The organism is candidate division KSB1 bacterium (assembly GCA_016214895.1).
In the GTDB taxonomy this organism is placed as follows: Bacteria; Electryoneota; RPQS01; order RPQS01; family RPQS01; genus JACRMR01.
Genome location: JACRMR010000002.1, coordinates 99,267 through 121,161, shown reverse-complemented (window position 1 = coordinate 121,161; position 21,895 = coordinate 99,267). Strand labels below are relative to the sequence as shown.

Here is a 21,895-nt window from a genome sequence, read left to right as displayed (position 1 = left end):
AGGAGACCTACATGAAACTGAAAATGTGTATCTCGGCGGCCGTCATGGTCACACTGTTGCTATTCATCGGCGGCTCGTCGGCGGCGGATCGGACGGCGTCACCCGCCGCGACGAAGTCGTTGCAGTCCGCGTGCGGCAGTTGCGCCTCGTGTCCGACCGGCGGCTGCGGAGCCTGTCCCGGCGGTGCCGGTTGCTCGACGTCGAAAGTCCGCGCCAGCAGCCAGCTCGGAACCACTTCCGTTACCGTCCAGCCGACGGCGACGGCGACGGCGAAGAGCGGCTGTTCGATGCAAGGTGCGAAGTCAATGAACTGCGACGGCCCATGCGCGCAGTGCCCGGGCTGTCCTTCGGGCGGAGCTTGCGGGAACGGTACGAAGTGCAACAACTCCGGCCGCAAAGCGATGTTACTCACGCCGGCGGCTGATCGTCTGGCGATGGCGCCGATCGTTCAGTAGCGTCGGGCCGAGTCATAGGGTCGCATAGGAATTAAGCAGGGTTAGCCGGAGTGGCTAACCCTGTTTGCTATAGATCGGTATTCGCAAAGCGCTTACAGCCATACCTCAGCCAGTGCCAATCATTCTTTCGAGCGGGTCATGTGTTGACACATGAGGCGGCCTGAGTCTTTGAAAGTCGGGATGTTCGTACTGCTCATCGGACCAAGACGGCCTTCTGGATTGCCGCCTGGGTGCCTGCTTGAAGTCGGATGGTGTAGATACCCGAAGGTTCTGATTTCAATGACAGGGATGTATGATGCGTTCCGGCCGACTGCCAGCCCATGTTCACGGAATTCACCCGTCGGCCCAGCAGGTCATAAACGACTATGTTTGCGTTCTGGCTCTGCGATAGACCATACGCAATCTGTGCCTGACCGTTAAACGGGTTGGGATAAACAAGCAGATTCAGATCGCTCAGGATTGCAGGATAGGGTCGTTCCGACACAGCGTCGGACGGCGGAAACGCGTATTTCATGATGAACACGTCGCCCAACGGACCACCCTCTGATTGATATGCGTTAGGCGAACACGGAAAATCGGTGGAGCCGGTCTGTCCTGTTACCCAGAATGTGTCGGCGGTCACGAAATATGCATTGCCGTAATACTCGACGTGGTTACCGCCGAAAAATGTGGAGTACTGTAGCTCAGTCACATCGACGTTCAAGCGCGCAAAGAACAGATCGCTTAATCCCGAGTTTCCCGAATTGTTCAGGACGGTGTCTTCGGCACCGGGGGTCACCGGAAAATCAGAATCGTACGTCTCGCCGATTACGGTGATTTCGTCGTCCGTCACCCGAACTGCGCGCGCGAGATCCCCTCCATTGGCCGCTGTGCCGGACAGCAGTGTGGAGCCCGTGATTCCAATCTCAGGGTTAAGTACCAGGACGAACGCGTTTGCCGTCTGATTGAGTGTTGTATCGGGCGCATTGGCCGTAATCGGAAAGTCCGGCGAAGAGGTTTGCCCGACAATCGCCAGTCGCCCGTCGTCAAATGGGGACAGCGCCCACGCAATATCATAGGCCGCACCACCAACCAACGAGCTGTACACCAGCTCATTTGCTGCGGTATTCCACAAGGTTACGAATCCATCATGACCGGCCGCCTCGGTACGAATGGCATTCGGCGTCGTAGGGAAGTCCGCGCTCTGGCTCCATCCCCAAATCCAAGCCGATTCTGAAGTAAGTGGCAGTATCCCTGTTGGCGCGTCCTGATTCTCGCCACCGAGGTAACTCAGGTACTCCATTGACAGAGTTGACACGCCAAATCTCCCGACAATGACATCGTTTTCTCCCGGTGGATTAGGATACAATGCGTTTTCGGTCACGGGGAAGTCCGGTGAAACCGCCGCGTCGGCGGCAATCCACAAAGTTTGACCCGACGGATCCAAAGCCAAACTGATGATTTCGTCCAGGCCTGACCCGCCCAGATACGAACAATACTCCAGCGCGCTTCCGCTCTCATTCAATCGGTATAAGTAACCTTCACGGTAGACATCTGCAAACGTCGAGTCATAGGCATCGGTTGTGACCGGCCAGCCCCATGAGGACGTCCCGCCACCGCCCCACACCCTGCCATTGCTGTCGACAACCAGCGCAGTCTGAAATGACTCGGGCGTGCCGCCGGGACCAACTTGTGCTCCCACGTACGTTGAGTAAATGAGCGTATCCAAATCACCAGTGAACTTGCTCACAAAGCACGCGGCTCCATGCGGGTTCGTCCCTTCGTAAGCGCCCGGAGTGGTGGGAAAATTGTCCGAACTTGATTGCCCGCCGACGAAGATAGATCCTCGTGGGCCGACTTCAATGTTGTAACCAGAATCCGGTCCGAATCCGCCGAAGTAGCTCCCGTAAAGTAACGGGTCAATCACCAATTCCTTGCTCGCGTCGACCAACGAAGCAATCACGCCGTACCGATTCGCGTCAAGCACAGCGAACTGCACGCCCACATCGCGCTGCTGACGGCCATCGATCTGATAGGCCCATGGCGCTTGCTCCTGCAGATCACCCAGTGATGTTGCGAGCACGAGATTGCCTGAACCGTCAACTCGCAGCGGCGCGTCGAGACCCTCATACTCGATCTGAATCTGCGAAACATCGGCACCGGGATGAACATGGTAGTTCGTCTTGATGCCCGGGCCGGTCGCGGACACGGCCCCTACGGCAACGAACTCCACATCGATTCCATTCCACACATTCTCGGCGATCACGCGCTGGTAATGCCCGACTCTGCTCCGCCACTTGCACGAGTCGCGGCCCAAGAAGTAGTTCGAGTAGCTGGGCAACTTGTCAACCCCCCTTAGTCCCCCCACAGAGTGGGGGGAGAGCCGATTCACAAAGTTCATTTTCAAGACGTGACCACGAACCTTTGCTGGCTGGGGCTCCTTTTCCCCCCTTAATCCCCCCAGAGAATATGGGGGGAGACCCGACTTCTCCCCCCCAACTCGATTGGGGGGGTAGGGGGGGTACAGCTCGCCGAGCCGTGCGTCCCCGCCTGGCCGGAATCGGTCTCGGACTTCGGCATTTCGATTTTCAATTTTCGATTTTCGATTTTCTTGAATGTCAATCGTCAACCCCGCCTCCGTCACCCAGACCGTCGTGCCACCGGTACTCAGCTTGAAGGCAAACGGCTCGTCCCACTGCCCCTCGTTGGCCACGAAGCAGATCGAAGGAGGGGCAGGGACCGGCGGGCGGGGAGTTCCCAACACATCGCTGATCGACGGCACCGCCACGAAAGCCGTGAGCAGGCAGAGCGTGAACGGCGACAGCGGAATCCCCTGGTCCGGCCTTGGTATGATCATCGGTAGCTCCTTGACGAAGAACATCTCTCCACGTGACGCAGGGTTAGCCACCGCGGCTAACCCTGCGCTTCGTTCCGTCAACCATTGCCGCTAAGCTTTGGCGGCGCGGGCCGCCTTGATTTTGGCTCTGCGACGCTTCAGCTTGCGGCGGTGATGCCGCTTCATCTCCGGTTTCTGTTTGCCCATCTGCGGGCCTCCGTCTTCAACCAAGTTTCACACCGATCGGCGCGTTATTTCGTGCGCGCAAACTCGATACGGCGATTCTTCTGCTTATTCTCCGGTGTGTCGTTCGCGGCGAGCGGCTTGTCCGGACCGTAACCTTTGGTCGAGATGCGCTTGCCGTCGATACCTTTGGCGACCAGCCAATCCTTGACGGCCTTGGCGCGGTCCTCGGACAGTCTCATGTTGGTGGCACGCTTGCCGCTGTTGTCGGTGTGACCTTCGATACGCACTTCAAGGTCCGGATTCTGCTTCAGTGTGTTGTAGGCCCGTGTCATAATCTCCTCGGACTCCGGTTTGATCGTAGCCTTGCTGACGTCGAACACGATGCCTTCGAGCGTAATCGACTTGCCGACTTCCGGGATGATGATCTTCGGCACGTCATCGCTGCCGTCCAGCGGGTTCGTTTTGGCGGCGACCTCCTTGCCGTCATCGACACTACCCTTATCCGTATCGGTGACAAGCGGATCGGTCTTGTGCGTGTTGACTTCGGCGCCGTCGCTCAGGGTGTCGCCATCGGTATCTGCTTTGGTGGGATCGGTCTTCCGGTTGTTCACTTCATCGCCGTCGTTCAAGCCATCGCCATCGGTATCCGCTTTGGCTGGATCGGTGTGGACCGCTTTCAGCACATCAATCGTGCCGGGCGTGTCCAGGCCGACTTCAGCCCCATCCTCCAGGCCATCGTCGTCAGTGTCCTTGTCGAGCGGATTCGTGTGATAGGTATTGACTTCGGCACCGTCACTCAGGCCGTCGCCGTCAGTATCGGCCTGCAGCGGATCGGTCTTGTACTGATTTACTTCAGCGCCGTCGCTCAGGCCGTCGCCGTCCGTGTCGGCGTTCCTGGGGTCGGTCCCGAGTTTCTTTTCCGCCCGATCAAGGAGGCCGTCACCGTCGCTGTCGCGTTTGCTGGCGCCGCAGGTCAGGAACGCAAGTTGCTCATTATCGGTGGTTGTCATTTCAATTGCAAATGTTTTCGCGTCAAATGCGACAAGTGCAGCGACAACGAGCAGGAATAGGAATCGGACTGTCATATCTGGTACTCCATATTAGGTTCAGGTTCAGACAAGCTATGTAATATAATGCACTGGGAGATTGCAATCAAGGGTATCGGTTCGACGTGCCGTGGGCGGCTGCCAGCCGGGTTGGGATTTGGAAACAGGGCGGCGATTGAACACAACGTAGCAGGTGGTGGCAAATGCAAGAGCCTCCGGAGGCGGCCCGGCTTGCACCGTATAACCTGATTTTGTTATATTTATCGCTGGAGCAAATTGCTGCCGCCTGTCCGCGGCTGTGCCTGTGGCGCGGCACCGGGTTTGCGGATGCTCCCGCTGATTCCAAGACTAACTACTGAACGAGTTACAGAACTCCACATGCGAATATCCGTTTTTGGCTTAGGGTATGTGGGCTGCGTGTCGGCAGCCTGCTTCTGCGATCTCGGACACGAAGTCTGGGGCGTCGATGTTGACCCCGGGAAGGTCGATTTCATTCGTCGCGGACAAAGCCCGATCATCGAAAAGGACCTCGACGTCCTGATTAAGAAATACGCGGATGTCGGCAAACTTCGGGCGACCTCAGACGTCGCCGAAGCGATTCATCACACGGACTACAGCCTGATCTGCGTCGGTACGCCGTCATTGGAATCCGGCGGCCCAAATCTGGAGTACATTCGGCGCGTCTCCGTGGAGATCGGGCGCGCGCTGAAGACGGCCCCCCACCCGCACACCGTCGTGGTGCGCAGCACGCTGCTGCCGGGCACGACTCGCCGGGAGATTCTACCGCGCCTCGAAGCCGAATCGGGCAAGCAAGAGGGCGCGGGGTTTCACCTGGGCTACAATCCGGAGTTCCTGCGGGAAGGCTCCGCGATTCACGATTTCTATGATCCGCCCAAGACCGTCGTCGGGGCGCTGAATGAGCGGACCGCCGAAAATGTCGCGAAGATCTATGAGGGCATATCCGCGCCCGTATTTCTGACGGCGATCGAAGAGGCGGAAATCGTGAAGTTCGCGGACAATGTTTTTCATGCGGTGAAGATCGTATTCGCCAACGAGATCGGCGCGATCGCCAAGCCCCTGGGCGTGGACAGTCATCGCGTGATGGAGATCTTTGTCAGCGACACGAAGCTGAACCTGTCGCCATACTACCTCAAGCCCGGATTTGCCTTCGGCGGCTCCTGTTTGCCGAAGGACGTCCGCGCGCTGAGCTGGTGCGCGCGCGACGTGAACGTGAAGACTCCACTGCTGTTTTCACTGATGGACGCCAATCGCGAGCACGTGCAGCGCGCGGTGAAGTCGATTGCGGGGTTCGGCAAGAAGAAGCTCGGTTTCCTCGGGCTCTCGTTCAAGGCCGGCACCGATGATTTGCGCGAAAGCCCGACCGTCGAACTGGTGGAGACGCTCTTGGGCAAAGGGTATTCAATCAAGATTCTGGACAAGAATGTTTCGCTGGCGAAGCTCGTGGGTTCCAATCGAGCCTTTATCGAGAATTCACTTCCGCATCTCGCGGAGTTGCTCAGCCCGTCGGCGGAGGAATTGGTGGCTCACGCGGAAGTGATCGTGATCTGCAATCATGACCGCGACTTCATTCCGATTCTGGAGCAGGTGCCGTGCGACAAGATCGTGTTCGACCTGGTGCGGCTGCCGCCGCCGCCGCTACGGCAGACCCTGAATTACCATGGCTTCTGCTGGTAAGGTTCTGATTCTGGTCGAGAATCTGTCGGTGCCGTTCGATCGCCGGGTGTGGCAGGAATCGACGACGCTGGCCGCGGCCGGGTGGCAGGTCTCGGTAATTTGTCCGCGGATGATGGACCGGAAGCCGTATGAGCAATTGAGCGGCGTGTCGATCTATCGTTACCCGTTGCCCTATACCGCGCGCGGCGCGCTCGGCTACGCCGTCGAATATCCGTGGGCGATGTTGTTCACATTTGTTTACGCGGTGTACGTGTTTTTCCGCCGCGGTTTCCATGTGATTCACGGCTGCAATCCGCCGGACTTGTTTTTTCTGGTCGCGCTGCCGTTTCGGTTGGTGGGAGTGAAGTTTCTGTTCGATCAGCACGACCTCGGTCCGGAGACGTTTCAGTCCAAGTTTCCCGGGCGCGGCGGCGCGATGCTAAAGCTGCTCAATTGGTTGGAACGGCTGACCTACCAATCTGCCAGTGCCGTGCTCGCGACGAATGAGTCGTACCAACGAGTCGCCCGCGAGCGCGGCGGCGTCCAACCGGACCGGATTTGGGTGGTGCGCAGCGCGCCGGATCTCAAACGGTTCGTCGCCACGGCGCCGAATCCGGCGTTGAAGCGGGGCAAGGCTTATCTTGTGAGCTATCTGGGCACGATGGGCCAACAGGACGGCATTGACTATCTCTTGCGCTCGATCAAGGTGATCACGCGCGAATGGGGTCGGACCGACATTCAGTTCACGCTGCTGGGCGGCGGCGAGAATTTGCCGAATCTGAAGCAGCTTGCCGCCGATCTGGGACTCGGCGACGACGTGCTGTTCACCGGACGCGTCTCTAATGAAGTGGTGTGCGAGACGCTCTCGACGGCAGACGTCTGCGTGGCGCCTGACCCGGTCAGCCCGCTGAACAACGTCTCTACGATGAACAAGATTCTCGAATACATGGCGATGTCGAAACCGATTGTCTCCTATCGCCTGGTCGAATCCGCCTACTCCGCGGGCCCCGCGGCAGTCTTCGCCGCCGATAATGACGAAACGGATTTCGCGCGCAAGATCATCGAGCTGCTTGCTGCTCCGGAGCGTGGTCGGGAACTGGGCCGCCAGGGGTACGAGCGCCTGCACAATGAACTGAGCTGGGAACACAGTACCCGCAATCTCCTCGCCGCGTATACTTCGCTCCGCAGCCGATGAGCGGCTCCGCTTTCCTCTATCGACACCTCGCAATTCCGATCGTTGACCTCGCCCGCCGGACCGAGAGCCTTCGCGCGTTTCGCGAACTCGACGCAAGTCAATGGTGGTCGCCAGAACGACTTGCGACGTTGCAATTTGAGCGATTGAAGCTACTGCTGATCCATGCGCAGACGCACGTGCCCTATTACCGCGAGCTATTCGGGACTTGCGGATTCGACGCGCAGCGGTGCAACACGCTCGCCGACATCGCGGTTATTCCGCTGCTGACCAAGGACGTTATTCGCCGTGCGGGCGATCGGTTGCTCGCGGACAATGCCGCGCAGTTTCAGCCGCGGCCGCATCGATCCGCCGGCACGACGGGGGAGCCGCTCGTGATTCAGATGGACCGCGCACGGCATTCGGTCGCCTGGGGGGACATGTATCGCTGGTGGTCGGCGGGCGGTTGGTCAGTCGGCGAGAAGCAGTACGTCGTGGCGGGAGCGGCGCTGCGTCCGCGACGTGTCTCCGGCGCTAAAGCGAAGCTTTATTCGCGGCTGAATCATTTTGAGGATTATACGGCCTTCGACCTGACCGATTCCGCGATGAATCGCCTACTCACGAAGCTCGCCGCCGAGCGCGGAGCGGCATTTTTGCGCGGCTACGCGTCGTCGATTCATACGCTGGCGCGGCATGCCGAAGCCCGGGACTGGCAGGGCAGCGTACGTGCGGTGTTCACGACAGCGGAGACGCTCTTCCCCGATCAACGAAAGCAGATTGAGTCGGCATTGCACACGCGTGTCTTCGATCAATGGGGTTGTCGCGACGGCGGCATCAGCGCGTTCGAATGCGAGCAGCATCAGGGGCTGCACCTGGCCGTGGAGAACGCCGTCGTGGAAGTCTGTGACGAGTCGGGGCCGGTGCCGGCCGGTACAAGCGGCGACGTGATCGCGACGGACTTGTTCAGCTATGCCATGCCGATCATTCGCTATCGCGTGGGTGACGTCGCGAGTTACGCCACCGCGACCCTTTGTGCCTGCGGCCGCGGGCTGCCGCTGATTGCTTCCGTGCTGGGACGGATCTCCGGCTTCCTGATCGGTGCGGGAGGAAAGCAGATTCACGGCGAGTTCTTCTCGCACGTCTTCTGGGAAACGCCGTGGGTGAAGGAGTTTCAGATTGTGCAGGACGTGCCGGAGGAAATTGTCGTGAATATCGTTCCGGTCGGACCTCCGCCCGGCGGTCAGCTCGCGGAAATCACGCGATTGATGAGCGATCGTGTGGGCCCGGGAGTGCGAATTCGCGTGGAGTTGGTAACGGAGATTCCCGTTGGCGCGTTGGGCAAGCGGCAGTTTGTGATTTGTCGGATTGCGCAATGACGATGCTTCCCGCGATTAGTACGAAGTCACCGGTCGCGCTGTATTACGATCCGACGCTGCTGACCTATCCGCACGATCCGCCGTTCGATCCGTCGGTAGCCTATCCGGAGCGGCCGTCGGCAACGACGCAGCTCGCGGAGAATCGCGTTTATGATGCGGTGCGCTGGACGCTGGCGCAGCTCGGGCTGGATGCCGCGCATTGCGGCACAGCAGAATGGAATCCGCTGCGTGAATTGGTCGGCGCCGGCGGACGCGTCGTGATCAAGCCGAATCTGGTGGACCTGAAGCAGGGTTGGATTGCGCTCGGCGGCGAACGCGTGCTGGACATGGTCACGCACGCATCGGTGCTGCGGCCCTTGACGGATTATGCCTTCAAGGCGGTCGGCCCGGAGGGCCTGATCGTCATCGCGGATGCGCCGCTCGTGCACGCGGATTTTGACGGCGTTGTCGAGCAGGCGGGGATCCGGGCGATGGTCACCCAGCTCCGCGAACGCGGTTATCCGGTCGAGCTACGCGATCTGCGGGAAGAGTTTTTCGCGCGCTGGTCCGGTGACTATCGCAAGTTGGAGGGTGATCCACTGGGGAACAGCGTGCTCGATCTCGAGGACCGCAGTGCGTTGGCGCCGCTGGACACGGATCCCCCGGCGCGCTATTTCACGCTGGCGGATCACAGTGAGCAGCGCGGTGAACCCCAACGGCATCACCACCGGGGCAAGCACGAGTTCTGCATTCCGAATACGATTCTCGGCTGCGATCTATTCATCAACGTACCCAAGCTGAAGTCGCATTTGAAGACCGGCGTGACGCTGTCGCTGAAGAACTTGATGGGAATTACGCACTATCGCCGGTGGATGCCGCATCACCGCAGCGGATTTCCGCCGCTGGGCGATGAGTACCCGGTTGATCCGGGCGCGGTCTTGCGCAACCGGGAGCGGATTCTGAAGCAGATAGCGTTAATTCCCGGCGGCCGCCAGTTGATCCGCGCGGGTGCGTACCTTAAGCATGCGGGCTCGCGCGCGATCGGACGGAAAGACAAGACGGTCATTCACGGCGGCTGGTACGGCAACGATACGCTGTGGCGGACCTTGGTTGATCTTAACCGCGTGCTATTCTACGGTCGTCCCGGCGGCGCCTTTTCGACGCAGCGACGAGCCTATCTGTCGCTCGTGGACGGCATCATCGCGGGCGAAGGCAACGGGCCGGTGAAGCCGACGACCCGGCCCGCCGGCGTGCTGGCCGCGAGCACCGATCCGGTGGCGGTCGATACGGTGCTGACGCACGTGATGGGTTTTGATCCTGCGCGCATCCGGCTGCTGCTTGGCGCGGAGTCATCGCGCGCACCGTATTGGCTGGGTCACGCCGACCTCGACCGGATCGATGTGCTTTGCACGGTGCCTGACTGGCTGGCCATCGATCTGCAATTTGTCGAGCCGCTCGGCTGGCATCACTACCTGCGGCGCGGCTCCGCGCTCACGCCGGCCATGGCGCGGCGGCTGCGCGACATGGGACCTCCGACGCTCTGACCTGGCGGCCTGCTGTTTGCGAAATCCTCTTCGTTCACTCATTTTCAGCATCCCATGGCGACACGATTAGATCATCTGGCGCGACCGTCGCGCGAATTTCCGCGCCGTTCCGTCCCCAACTCGCTTGACCTCGACAACTGGTCCGCGCTTGAGCAATTGTTCAGCGCGCTGGCCGCTCGCTCGTTGGACTCGGTCGCGGACATCGAAGCTCTGTTGCTTGACTGGGGCGAGCTTCAATCCGTGCTATCTGAGGAGAGCGCGCGACGCTATATCAGCATGACCTGCGCGACGGACGATCCGGAACTCGAGCGGAGTTACCTCCATTTCGTCGAGCAGATCGAACCGCGGATCAAACCCTGGAGCGACAAACTCGCGCGCAAGGTGGTGGACGCGCCCGCCTGTCAGGGGATGCCCCGGCCGCGCTATGAGATCCTGCTGCGATCTTTCCGCAATTCCATCGAGTTGTTTCGCGAGCAGAACATTCCGCTCGAAACGGAGCTGGAGAAGCTCTCGCAGCAGTATCAGAAGCTGAACGGCGCGATGTCGGTGCTGTGGGACGGGCAAGAGTGCACGCTGCAACGCCTGGCGCTGCAACTCGAAGAGGCGGACCGCGCGCTACGGCAACGCGCGTGGGAGGCCATTTGGGCGCGGCGGTTGCAGGACAAGGATGCGATCGAGGACGTGTTCGACCAGATGGTCGAATTGCGCGGTCAGGTCGCGAACAATGCCGGTTTCGACAATTTCCGCGACTACATCTTTCGCCGGAACGAGCGGTTTGACTACACGCCGGCCGACTGCGAGCGGTTTCATCGCGCGGTGGAGACGCAGGTGGTACCGATGCAGCGCGAGATTATGGCCAGGCGCAAAGCGGAGTTGCACCTTGACCGACTATGCCCGTGGGACACGGAATGCGACACGACCGGACAGCCGCCGCTGCGGCCGTACGAGCAGAGTGACCGGTTGATCGCGGGTTGTCGCGAGATGTTCGGACGCGTGGACGAGGAGCTGGGCGCCTATTTTACGCGCATGGCGGAACTGGATCTGCTTGATCTCAACAGTCGCAAGGGTAAAGCGCCCGGTGGTTATCAACACGACCTGTCGGAGCTGCGCTTGCCGTTTATCTTCATGAATGCGGTCGGCAGTAACGATGACTTGTACACGTTGTTGCACGAGGGCGGTCATGCGTTTCACGCGTTCGCCGCGCGCGGCGAACCGTTGGCCTTCTATCGCGGGGCGCCGATCGAGTTTTGCGAGGTCGCGTCGATGGGCATGGAGCAGCTCGCCTCGGAGCATCTGCAGGTCTTCTATTCGCCCGCGAACGCCGCGCGCGCGCGGCTTGACAACCTCACGCGCATTCTGTTGTTTCTCCCTTGGTGCGCGTCGATCGACGCCTTTCAGCATTGGATCTATACGCATCCGGGGCACACGCGGGAGCAGCGGCGCGCGGCGTGGCTGGACCTGCGGCGCCGCTTTTATGGCGACGTGGACTACTCCGGCTATGAGATTTACAATGAATATCGCTGGCAGGAGAAGTTGCACATTTTTCAGTACCCGTTTTACTACATTGAGTACGGCATCGCGCAGCTTGGCGCGCTGCAACTCTGGCTGAACTCGCGCCGTGACACGCGCGGGACGGTGGCTGCCTACAAGCGGGCACTTGCGCTCGGCGGTTCCCGTCCGTTGCCGCAGCTGTTCGAGGCCGCGGGGATTCGCTTCGACTTCACGGAGCAGACGGTGGCACCGGTGATGCGCGCGGTAAAGCAGGAATTCGACCGGCTAAGTGAACTGGAAAAAGCGGGAGCCTGATGATCGTGAACATGCTTGAGTTCTTTTTCAAGTCAACATCCCGCCGCCTGCGCCGCGCGGCGACCTGGCCGCCGCTGGTTGTGGGTTCGCTGTTGGGTCTGGCCCGGCTGCTGGGCGCGGCGCCGGCGGCCAGCGATGTCGTACACCCGGACTGGTCGTACCAGGCCACGATCTATGAAGTCAACATTCGCCAATACACACCGGAGGGCACGCTAAATGCATTTGCGCGGCACCTGCCGCGCTTGCAGCAGATGGGCGTTTCGATCCTCTGGCTGATGCCCGTTAATCCGATTGGCGAGCAGAATCGCAAGGGTTCGCTCGGCAGCTATTATTCCGTGCGCGACTATCGCGCGGTCAACCCGGAGTTCGGCACGATCGCGGATTTGACCGCGCTCGTGAACCGCGCCCACGAACTGGGCATGTACGTGATTCTCGACTGGGTAGCGAATCATTGCGCGTGGGACAATCCGCTGCTTGCCGAACATCCGGATTGGTTTACGCGCGACTCTACGGGCCAGCCGCTTCCGCCGGTAGCCGACTGGTCGGACGTGGTGGACCTGAACTACGCTTCGCCGGGGCTACGGAGCTACATGACCGACGCGCTGAAGTACTGGGTAACGGAATGCGGTATCGACGGCTATCGTTGCGACGTGGCGGGCATGGTACCGTCGGATTTCTGGGATCATGCGCGACGCGAGTTGAACCGGATCAAGCCGGTGTTCATGCTTGCGGAGGACGAGAATCCGCTCTGTCACGAGCATGCCTTCGACATGACCTATGCGTGGTCGCTGCATCACTTGATGCGCGATATCGCGCACGGCCGGAAGGCGGTGGCGGATCTTGATCGCTATTTTCCCGCGGACTCCGCGGCCTATCCGCGCGACGCGTTCCGCATGCTATTCACGGACAACCACGATGAGAACTCGTGGAATGCGGCGGTTACAGAGCGCATGCAACGTGCGGTCAAGCCGTTCGCCGTGCTGACGGCAACGGCACCCGGAATGCCGCTGGTCTATACGGGTCAGGAGGCGGGACTCGATCGCAGCCTGAAGTTTTTTGACAAGGACTCCGTCGATTGGTCCAAGCTGCCGCTGGAGTCGTTCTACACCTCGCTACTCCAGCTCAAGCGTTCACATCCGGCACTGGCAAACGGCGCGCGGGGCGGTCGGTTCAAGCGAATTCACACGCTCGCGGATTCCAGCATCTTCGCTTACAGCCGCGAGCAGGACGGCGCGTCGGTACTGGTGTTGCTGAACCTCAGCTCGGGACTGGTCCAGGCAAAGCTAACCGACCGCGAAGCCGACGGGGACTACGTAAACGCTTTCACGGGCAGCCCCCTTCGGATTCAGGCTGCCACCGCATTAGTCATTGAACCGTGGGGATATCGCGTGTTCAAGCGGTAGGTCGCGACCGCATACATCGCCGGATTTCGTGCCCTTTCGACACTTGCGAAGGGGCATTTTTTTCGCTCGTGTCGGGGAAAGAACGTGCCGCACCAGTACCAGAGCGGGCTCGATAGGTTAGGTTATATAGGGACTTAATCGCCATAGCAGCTTGGTATGCGAATTGCGTTATCAGGTCGGGAATGGACTCTCTCCGCCGCCGGACGAGGGGAAACGTACCCCGAAACCTGAACCCTGACGTACCGTAGCCATGACCAACGACCAGCGATCCACACCGGAACACTCCGCAGCGCCGCGCAAACAGGCATTGAAGCCAGATTATTATTACGCGAATGCGCGAGCAAATCTTGCTGACTTAGTACCCACCACGGCGAAGACGGTGCTGGATGTCGGCTGCGGTCGCGGAGCGCTCGGCGCGCTGTTGAAGTCGCGCGGAACCGCGCGCGTGATCGGCATCGAGATTCAGCCGGAAGTCGCGGAGATCGCGCGCGAATGCCTCGACGAGGTTTTCGTGGGTGACATTGAGCGCATGCCGCTGCCGATTCCGGCGGGATCCGCGGATTGCATCATCCTTGCCGACGTGCTTGAACACCTGATCGATCCCTGGGCGACGCTGAAAAAGCTCGCGACGGGTCTGGCACCGCACGGGACCGTGATTGCCAGCATCCCGAATATTCGGAACCTGGGGATTATCGGCAAGTTACTCGAAGGCTCATGGACCTATGAGGAGTGGGGCATTCTCGACAGCACGCATTTGCGGTTTTTTGCGCTGAAGGACATGTACAGGCTCTTTGAGAGCGCGGGCATCGAGGCGACACTGGTCGAGACCGTGCGCGATCCGCTGTTTGAGAAGTCGATGCAGACACCGCCGGAAACGGCGCTCGATCTGGACTTGGGCGGTCTCGTCTTGCGGCAGGTCGCACCGGCCGACTTGAACGAACTGACCGCGCAGCAGTTTATATTCACGGGCAGCCTTAAGGCGCAGGTGTCAGTTCCTCCACCTCGAATCTCCGCTTCGCCAGCCTGTGACGTTTCGATTGTAATTCCCGTCTTGAACAATCTCGAGTTCACCAAGCAGTGCCTGCAATCGATTTTCACCACCCCCGGTGCCGCAGCGTATGAAGTGATCGTCGTGGACGATGGCTCCACGGACGGTACCACGGAGTACTTGCCCTCGCTCGGCGGCCGCGTCACGGCTATTTCGCTGGGGTGCAATCGCGGTTTCGCCATTGCCTGCAACACCGGCGCGGCGAAAGCCAACGGCGAATTCATCGTCTTCCTGAACAACGACACGGTGGTTGAACCCGGCTGGCTGGACGCCATGCTCAATTGCGCGCGCGGCGACAAGTCGATCGGCATCGTCGGCAACCTCCAAGTCTTTCCCGACACGGATCGCGTTCAACAAGCGGGCAATGTGGTGGGTGCGGATGGGAATTTCTACAGTATTTATCATGATCTTCTGCCTGCGACACACACGGCGGTCTCGCACAGCCGCGCCTTCCAATTCGTTGCGGGCAGTTGCCTGATGATCGTCCGCAACTTATTCGAGCAGTTGGGCGGCTTCGACGAGGGCTTTCACAATTCCTACGAGGACGCGGATCTTTGCCTGCGCGCGCGCGAGGCCGGTAAGCAGGTCTGGTACTGCGCGGAAAGCCGCATCCGGCACTTTGAGTCGAAGACCGTGAGCGGGCACGCGAAGCAAGGGCCTAATCATGAGCGCTTTATGGCTCGCTGGCGGTCCAAACTCAAGCAGGACGATCTGCAATACTTCGCTGCCGACGGTTTTGCGGCCGCTGAAATGCTCACGGCTCACGGCAAGCCGGTTATCGCACAACCGACGACCACTATGGAGACTCCCGTGCCAGAACAGACCATTACCGCGCCCACCTCGCTTCGTATCGCGCTGCTCACAACGTACCGGCAGACCTGCGGACTTGCCATGTACGCGGAATCGCTGGTCGCCGCACTGCGGAAGGCGGGGATTTCTCCCACCGTACTTGCCGAACGGGCGACCGACATCCATGGTGGTGATGAGTCGGGCGTAGTTCGTTGTTGGACCCGGGACAAAGACGGGTATCGTGAGCTCTACGAGATCCTGCGTCGTGAGCGCTTTGACGTTTTGCACATCAACCACGGCGGGATGTTTTCGGCGGATAGTTGGCTAACCCCCCTGATGATCGAAGTGCGCAAGTTCGGGACACGGATCGTGACGACCTTCCACGCCACCGACTCGACCGTGACCGAAATGGGCGAGCGCCAGCGGCTTTCTGATCGTTGTATCGTTCACCATCCCCAGAATGAGCTGCAGCTCGTCGCGTTGGGCGGCGCGCCGGATCGCACGGACTGGATTCCGATGGCAATTCCCGAGCTCAAGGTCGCCGACATATTTGAGAGCAAGCTTGCGCTCGGCATCGACCCGGCGATCCAGATAGTCTCGACGGTTGGATTTCTGGACCCGCATAAGGGGATTGTCGAGTTGATTGAAGCGTTCGCCGATGTGCGTAAGGCCCATCCGAACTCCCGCCTCATGATTCTGGGCCGGCCCCATCCGCACAATCCTGCCGGCCCTGCCTATGAATCACAGTGCAAGGCCCGCGCGGAAGAGCTGGGCTTGGGAGCTGCCGTTCGCTTCGCGGACACCTACCTGACGGACGAGCAGCGCGATAACTTCCTGCGCGCGTCGGACGTCGTGGTCTTGAACTACCAGAGCCGCCGCTATGAGGCGTCCGCCGCGCTGGTTACCGCGCTCTCGTGCGGTCGGCCGGTCGTCACGTCGGATTCGCCCGCGCTCGATACGCCGTTTGCGGTTTCCTTGCGGACGACCGAATCCTTTCCGCTGGCCGCGGCAATCAGCCATGTATTGACGAATCCGGTGATCTCCCGCGTCATCGCGGACAACGTCCGCGTGTATGCAAGTGCGTTCAGTTGGACATTAGTCGGCCAGCAAATGTCGGCAGTGTATCAAAAAGTCAAGGCTGCCGAGCAGCAGCCCACGACTGATCTCATGCGCTACTATGCGACGCACCCGGATCAGATTTACGCCGAGCCGTTGCAGCGTGAGCGCGTACGTTGGTTGAAACAGCGTGCGGCGGGGAACATCCTGGAGATCGGCCCGGCCAACGGCTACGTCGCCGCTTACACGGGCGCGACCCACGCCGCGGATATTTTCCGTGGCCGGTTGGACGTCTGCCGCGCGGTTCGACCGCAAATTCAATTCAACTATGGGGACGTGGTTGCGGGTCTGCCCTATGAATCAGGCCGGTTCGACTGCGTCATGGCACCGGAAATCTTTGAGCATGTCGATTTCGAGGACGCAATCCGCGCCCTGCGCGAGTGCATGCGCGTGGGGCGGCGCGTCCTGGTCACACTTCCCAGCTCCGATAAGCCTGATTACGATCCCGAACTCGTGCATAATCTTGAGCATCGTTGGCTGGTGACGCGCGCTGCCGTGGAAACGCTGCTGCGCGAGGCCGGGGCAACAGATTATGAGATTGATGTGTCATCGGGCGGCGAGTTCTACCTCCTCGATGTCAGCGCTGGCAAGCGCCGATCCGCGGCACGCGAGACGCCGGCCGCCGCCGACATCCGCGCCCATCGCCGCGCCTGGCCCGACAAATTGCATTTGGCCGTTGATGCAAACGCGCTGCTTGAAACCGCGACACGGAATCGCGGGATCGGGCGTTACACGATTGACCATTTCACCGCGTTGCTGCATCGCCTTCCGGATTGGCGGTTCACGTTCGTCGGACCCGACGCGGAGAGCACTCGCGCGGCGGTGGACCATGATTTGGGACTTCGTGATGTAAGCGCTTGCGCCTATCAGGACCTCGCGCTGCTTCGCCCCGATCTGGTTTACAGTCCTCACCCGCTAAGTCCGACGACGCCGCTGCTGGTTCAGCATTCCCGCGAGTTGGATGTGCCGCTGGCCTGCACGTTTTACGATCTCATCCCCGCGCTGTTCGCTCCGGCCTATTTGAATCACGATCCCGTCGGCAAGCAGCGCTATACGCAGCAATTGACGCTGCTGAACCGTGAGTGCGATCTCTTTCTGTGCATTTCGCAGGCGACCGCTGAGGACATTCGCCGTGTGCTCGGCGTGAAACTCGAGCGACTGCGGGTCATCCACGCGGGCGTTACGGAGCGGCATGCGACGGCGCCGGTCGCACAACCGTCCAATGTCACGGTGCGCGAAATTGTCACATCGTCGGCCGAGCACCTGCTGTTCGTCGGCGTCCCTGACCCGCGCAAGAACGCGCCCGGCATGCTGTACTCGCTGCACGTCATTCGAGAGGTCTTGCAGCGTGACGTCAAGCTGGTCATCGCGGGAGACCTTCCGTCCAGCATGCTGAACGCGCTCTCCGGACTCGAGCGCACCGTCGGCCTGCCGCCAGGCGCGGTGATCTATCCCGGGCACGTCGTCGACGACGATCTCACGGCGCTTTACCGGAAGTCGCGCCTGCTGTTGTTCCCCAGTTTGTACGAGGGCTTCGGACTTCCGATCGTGGAGGCGATGTCCGCCGGGTGCCCAGTGGTCGCGGGCAACAACTCTTCTCAGCTCGAAGTCGCGGGCGACGCGGCCATGCTCGTCAACGCCGAGGATGTCGAGGATATCGCCCGGGCCGCGATCGCTGTGCTCTCCGATTCGAAGTTGCGCAACCAGTTGATTGAGCGCGGACGGCGCAATTACCGGCGCTTCACCTGGACAAGAGTCGCCGACAAAACGGCTATGTACCTGACCGAATTCATGTCGCGGCGAACTGCACCGGCGGCACTCGCGCCACGGGCGCCTCGGCGCCAACCTTCGCTGGTCCGCGTCTAAGCGCTGCGCGAGCGGCGATCGTTGAGGAAATCCGCGTCGGTGTCGGCAGCCGCTTGACATCCACCGCGGATTTCCCTATGTTATGTGGTAAGTTCGAGGTCAATCCGAGTCACGCTGGGCCGGATGTTCAATGCCGGTCCCTTCGCCAACTCCCATTCCGATGAGCATGGATCACTGGAGAAAACAGATCGACGCGATCGACGGGACCATGGTGCGGCTCCTGAATGAGCGCGCGCGCTGCGCCCGCATGATCGGCTACCTCAAGCGGCAGGGCGGCTTGCCGATCGTGGATTTGGAGCGTGAGCAGCAGATTTACTCTCAGCTGGGCGGCGCTAATCGCGGACCGCTTGAGACCGCCGCCCTGCGCCGCATCTACGAGCGGATTATCGACGAGATGCGGCTGCTGCAAGGGTACGAAGAGCATCCTACCGGGCAAGGAGAGTCCTGATGATTATCGTCATGCAACATGGCGCGGGCGACGCGCAAGTCGGTCAGATTATTGAGGAGTTGAGCAAGCGCGGTTTTACCGTGCATCGTTCGACCGGGCAGTCCACGACCGTCCTCGGGGTCATCGGCAAGACCGAGAGCATTGACTCGCGCGAAGTCGAACTGCTGGGCGGTGTTGACAAGGTGATTCGGGTCTCGAAGCCGTACAAGCTCGCGGCCCGCGAGTTCCACCCTTCCGGGACGGTGCTTCACGTCGGCAACACCGCGCTCGGCGGCGACGAAGTAGCCGTGATCGCGGGGCCGTGCTCCATCGAGAACGAGGAGATGATTCACGCCACCGCGAAAGCTCTGAAAGCGCTCGGAGCGGTTGGTTTGCGTGGCGGTGCCTTCAAGCCGCGCACGTCTCCCTATGCGTTTACCGGACTTGCTGAGCAGGGGCTTTGCTTCTTGCGTGACGCGGCGCGGGAGCACGACATGTTCTCGGTCACGGAAGTCATGGAGATTTCCCAGATCGAGTTGGTCGCGAGCTACTGTGACATTCTGCAAGTCGGCATGCGCAACATGCAGAACTACAATTTGCTGCGGGCGCTCGGGCAGATTCGCAAGCCGGTGCTTTTGAAGCGCGGGAACTCCGCGACCTACGAGGAATGGCTGATGGCCGCCGAGTACTTACTCGCCGGGGGAAATGAGCAGGTCATTCTCTGCGAACGCGGAATTCGCACCTTCGAGACTTACACGCGCAACACCATGGACATTGCCGCGATTCCCGTGATTCAATCCCTGTCCCATCTGCCGATCTTCGCCGATCCTTCGCACGGCACGGGGTTGCGCAGCAAAGTTCCGGCCATGTCCCGCGCGGCCATCGCGGCCGGGGCGCACGGTTTGTTGGTCGAGGTGCATCCCGATCCCGACCATGCGATTTCGGACGGTCCACAGAGTCTGACTTTCGATCAGTTTTCGCGGATGATGGTGGAGCTTCGCATCATCGCTTCAGCGACCGGGCGGCGCCTCGCGGGGGCCGAGTGAGTCGCATCCAGTCGGTCGGCATCGCGGGACTTGGTCTGATCGGCGGATCGATCGGTCTTGCCGTGCGCAAGCAGCTGCCGCGTGTCGAATGCCTTGGCTTTGATATTTCGAGCGCGGTAATGCAAGCGGCGCTGGAGCGCGGTGCCGTGCATTGCGTGGTCGCTTCGCTGGCGGAGTTGCGAACCGAACTGATCGTTGTCGCGGTTCCGTTGCGTCAGGCCGCTGAGGTGACCCGCGAGTTTCTCCGGTTGCACGCCGCGGCGACGATAGTGGATGTGGCCAGCGTGAAGGCGTCGCTCTTGCCGCTGACCGCGGAAGCCGCCGCGCACCGTCTGATCCTCACGCATCCGATGTCCGGAAAAGAGGTCGGCGGAATCGCGAATGCCGAGGCCGAACTATTTCGCGGGCGCAATTGGGTCATTTGCGGGCACGACGCAGCCGACAAGGAGCGCGCGCAAGCGGTAACGCAGTGGATCAGCGAGCTCGGCGCCGTCGTGCGCGAGATTCCGCTCGGTCTGCACGATTCTATCGTCGCTCGCACGAGTCACCTCCCGCAAGTACTTTCCACGCTGCTGGCAGCGCAACTGCAATCGTTGGACGCCGGACTCGCACGAGGATTGAGCGGCACCGGACTTGAGTCCATGACGCGGCTCGCCGGCAGCGATTGGGAACTCTGGCGCGACATCTATCAGCACAATCGCCTGGAGATTGACACGGCGCTGCGCGAATTCGGCGCTCGGCTTTCCGCCACGGAGTCAACGCTGGCCGGCGCGTTCGCATCGGCGAACGCATTTTACCGACAATCGCGGACCGGCACTACTCCGGATTCGAGTCGTGAATTGGAAGTCGAAGTGGACGCGCTGGCCACCACGGGAGACGGCGTCGCGCACACAACATCCGGCGCGGTCTTCATATCGGGAGCGCTGCCGGGAGATCGCGTTGCGATTGAGTACACGCCCGGTCAGCGGGGCGCGAACGCGAAGCTCCTGCGGCTGGTTCAGCCGTCTCCGCATCGCGTCGCTCATCCGTGCCCGCACCACCACGAGTGCAATGCTTCTCCGTGGGGCGGACTCGAGTACACGATTCAGCTTGAGCAGAAGCGCGATCTGGTTCACCGCACATTACGAAAACTGATGGGCGAAGTCGAGATTCGGCCGACGGTTCCGAGTCCGCAGCGGTGGGGCTACCGTCAGCGAATCACACCCGCGATTTGGCTGGACGAGGGGCGGCTTGCGGTCGGCTTTCGCGCGGAGGCACGCGCGACTCGCGGCGTCGCGCTTGCGGAGTGCAGCCTGGCGCTGCCCGCGGTATCGCGCGCGTTGTCGGCGCTCGCCGCGAGATTGCGCGAACTCGATCCGGCGAGACTTGAATCGACACCGAAGCGGATCCAGATTCACGCCACGCGGGACGGCGCCGGGGCGGTGCTGGTCTTCCCCGGCGGATGCGATGCGCGATCGCATCGCGCGTGGGAGTCGCGGCTCGAATTGCCGGAGCTGTCCGGAGGAATCTGGACGGTTCGCGGGAATTCCGCGGGCATTCCGAATTCATCGCTTGCCGGTTTCACGCCCGGGCGCTCGCACCCGATGCTCACGCGCCACGGCGCCGACCCGATCGAGCTGCCGCCCCTCGCTTTCTGTCAGGTCAATGCTGCCGCCGCGGAGTTGGTTCATGCGCGCATCGCGGAGCGCTTCACAACGGAACGGCTTTCACGCATTTGGGACCTCTACGGCGGGTACGGCGCGCTCGGGATTGCCGCATCCGCCGGACGCTGTCCAGTCACCGTTGCCGAGCAGTCTGCTCACTCCCGGACGGCATTCATGGAATTCGCGGAGCGGCGGGGAATCACCGGTCCCGATTTCGTGCCCGGTGATCTCCGCGACACCATTAACTCCTTTGCCGCTCGCATTGGCGGCGGCGATCTCGTGATTCTCGACCCACCGGCCAGCGGCGTGCATCCCGCGATCCTCGAGCGCCTGCTCAAGTCACCGGTCCGGCGCATCTGCTATCTTTCCTGCAACCCCGCGCGACTTGGGCGTGATCTGCGGGTCCTGACTTCCAGCGGCTTTCACCCCGTCGAGATTACGCCGTTCGACTTCTTTCCGCAGACGGCATCAATTGAAGTGCTTGCACTGCTCGAACGCTGACTCA

At 61.0% G+C, this 21,895-nt stretch carries 13 protein-coding genes; 10 read left to right on the top strand and 3 right to left on the bottom strand.

The annotated features are described in order from the left end of the window. Positions 1–7: 7 nt before the first annotated feature. The 3 genes from HZB60_00465 to HZB60_00455 form a co-directional block, all read right to left on the bottom strand. A complete protein-coding gene (locus HZB60_00465) occupies positions 8–412 on the bottom strand; it encodes a hypothetical protein (GenBank protein ID MBI5058234.1) in 405 nt (134 codons plus the stop codon). Positions 413–648: 236 nt separating this feature from the next. Beyond that, on the bottom strand, positions 649–3,291 hold the full coding sequence (locus HZB60_00460; GenBank protein MBI5058233.1) for a T9SS type A sorting domain-containing protein: 2,643 nt from the start codon (positions 3,289–3,291) through the stop codon (positions 649–651). A gap of 230 nt (positions 3,292–3,521) precedes the next feature. Further along, positions 3,522–4,541 (bottom strand): OmpA family protein, encoded by a 1,020-nt coding sequence (locus tag HZB60_00455; GenBank protein ID MBI5058232.1) that lies wholly within the window; start codon positions 4,539–4,541, stop codon positions 3,522–3,524. A 339-nt stretch (positions 4,542–4,880) separates the two neighbouring features. On the opposite strand from HZB60_00455, the gene HZB60_00450 reads away from it, so the two are divergent. From HZB60_00450 to HZB60_00405, 10 genes are all read left to right on the top strand, one after another. Then, entirely contained in the window at positions 4,881–6,197 is a 1,317-nt protein-coding gene (locus tag HZB60_00450; protein MBI5058231.1) for a nucleotide sugar dehydrogenase, read from the top strand. Then, entirely contained in the window at positions 6,181–7,371 is a 1,191-nt protein-coding gene (locus tag HZB60_00445) for a glycosyltransferase family 4 protein (protein ID MBI5058230.1), read from the top strand. The genes HZB60_00450 and HZB60_00445 overlap by 17 nt, the downstream gene beginning before the upstream one ends. Beyond that, positions 7,368–8,723, top strand: a complete 1,356-nt coding sequence (locus HZB60_00440) for a phenylacetate--CoA ligase family protein (protein MBI5058229.1) — start codon at positions 7,368–7,370, stop codon at positions 8,721–8,723. The genes HZB60_00445 and HZB60_00440 overlap by 4 nt, the downstream gene beginning before the upstream one ends. Then, complete coding sequence (locus HZB60_00435) at positions 8,720–10,246, top strand: DUF362 domain-containing protein (protein ID MBI5058228.1); 1,527 nt, start codon at positions 8,720–8,722, stop codon at positions 10,244–10,246. Before HZB60_00440 ends, HZB60_00435 begins: the two co-directional genes overlap by 4 nt. A gap of 54 nt (positions 10,247–10,300) precedes the next feature. Further along, entirely contained in the window at positions 10,301–12,052 is a 1,752-nt protein-coding gene (locus HZB60_00430) for a M3 family oligoendopeptidase (protein ID MBI5058227.1), read from the top strand. Between the two features lie 11 nt (positions 12,053–12,063). Beyond that, a complete protein-coding gene (locus HZB60_00425) occupies positions 12,064–13,455 on the top strand; it encodes a DUF3459 domain-containing protein (protein ID MBI5058226.1) in 1,392 nt (463 codons plus the stop codon). Between the two features lie 250 nt (positions 13,456–13,705). Beyond that, complete coding sequence (locus tag HZB60_00420) at positions 13,706–18,274, top strand: glycosyltransferase (protein ID MBI5058225.1); 4,569 nt, start codon at positions 13,706–13,708, stop codon at positions 18,272–18,274. Between the two features lie 160 nt (positions 18,275–18,434). Continuing rightward, entirely contained in the window at positions 18,435–18,722 is a 288-nt protein-coding gene (locus HZB60_00415) for a chorismate mutase (protein ID MBI5058224.1), read from the top strand. Continuing rightward, on the top strand, positions 18,722–19,747 hold the full coding sequence (gene aroF, locus HZB60_00410; GenBank protein MBI5058223.1) for a 3-deoxy-7-phosphoheptulonate synthase: 1,026 nt from the start codon (positions 18,722–18,724) through the stop codon (positions 19,745–19,747). Before HZB60_00415 ends, aroF begins: the two co-directional genes overlap by 1 nt. Next, positions 19,744–21,891, top strand: a complete 2,148-nt coding sequence (locus HZB60_00405) for a prephenate dehydrogenase/arogenate dehydrogenase family protein (GenBank protein ID MBI5058222.1) — start codon at positions 19,744–19,746, stop codon at positions 21,889–21,891. The genes aroF and HZB60_00405 overlap by 4 nt, the downstream gene beginning before the upstream one ends. Positions 21,892–21,895 lie beyond the last annotated feature (4 nt).

Bases quoted from the DNA above. Each gene is read 5' to 3' on its own strand.
- HZB60_00460 (MBI5058233.1), bottom strand. From the start codon at position 3,291: ATGATCATACCAAGGCCGGACCAGGGGATTCCGCTGTCGCCGTTCACG.
- HZB60_00415 (MBI5058224.1), top strand. From the start codon at position 18,435: ATGAGCATGGATCACTGGAGAAAACAGATCGACGCGATCGACGGGACC.
- HZB60_00445 (MBI5058230.1), top strand. From the start codon at position 6,181: ATGGCTTCTGCTGGTAAGGTTCTGATTCTGGTCGAGAATCTGTCGGTG.
- HZB60_00435 (MBI5058228.1), top strand. From the start codon at position 8,720: ATGACGATGCTTCCCGCGATTAGTACGAAGTCACCGGTCGCGCTGTAT.
- HZB60_00425 (MBI5058226.1), top strand. From the start codon at position 12,064: ATGCTTGAGTTCTTTTTCAAGTCAACATCCCGCCGCCTGCGCCGCGCG.
- HZB60_00430 (MBI5058227.1), top strand. From the start codon at position 10,301: ATGGCGACACGATTAGATCATCTGGCGCGACCGTCGCGCGAATTTCCG.
- HZB60_00450 (MBI5058231.1), top strand. From the start codon at position 4,881: ATGCGAATATCCGTTTTTGGCTTAGGGTATGTGGGCTGCGTGTCGGCA.
- HZB60_00455 (MBI5058232.1), bottom strand. From the start codon at position 4,541: ATGACAGTCCGATTCCTATTCCTGCTCGTTGTCGCTGCACTTGTCGCA.
- aroF (MBI5058223.1), top strand. From the start codon at position 18,722: ATGATTATCGTCATGCAACATGGCGCGGGCGACGCGCAAGTCGGTCAG.
- HZB60_00440 (MBI5058229.1), top strand. From the start codon at position 7,368: ATGAGCGGCTCCGCTTTCCTCTATCGACACCTCGCAATTCCGATCGTT.
- HZB60_00420 (MBI5058225.1), top strand. From the start codon at position 13,706: ATGACCAACGACCAGCGATCCACACCGGAACACTCCGCAGCGCCGCGC.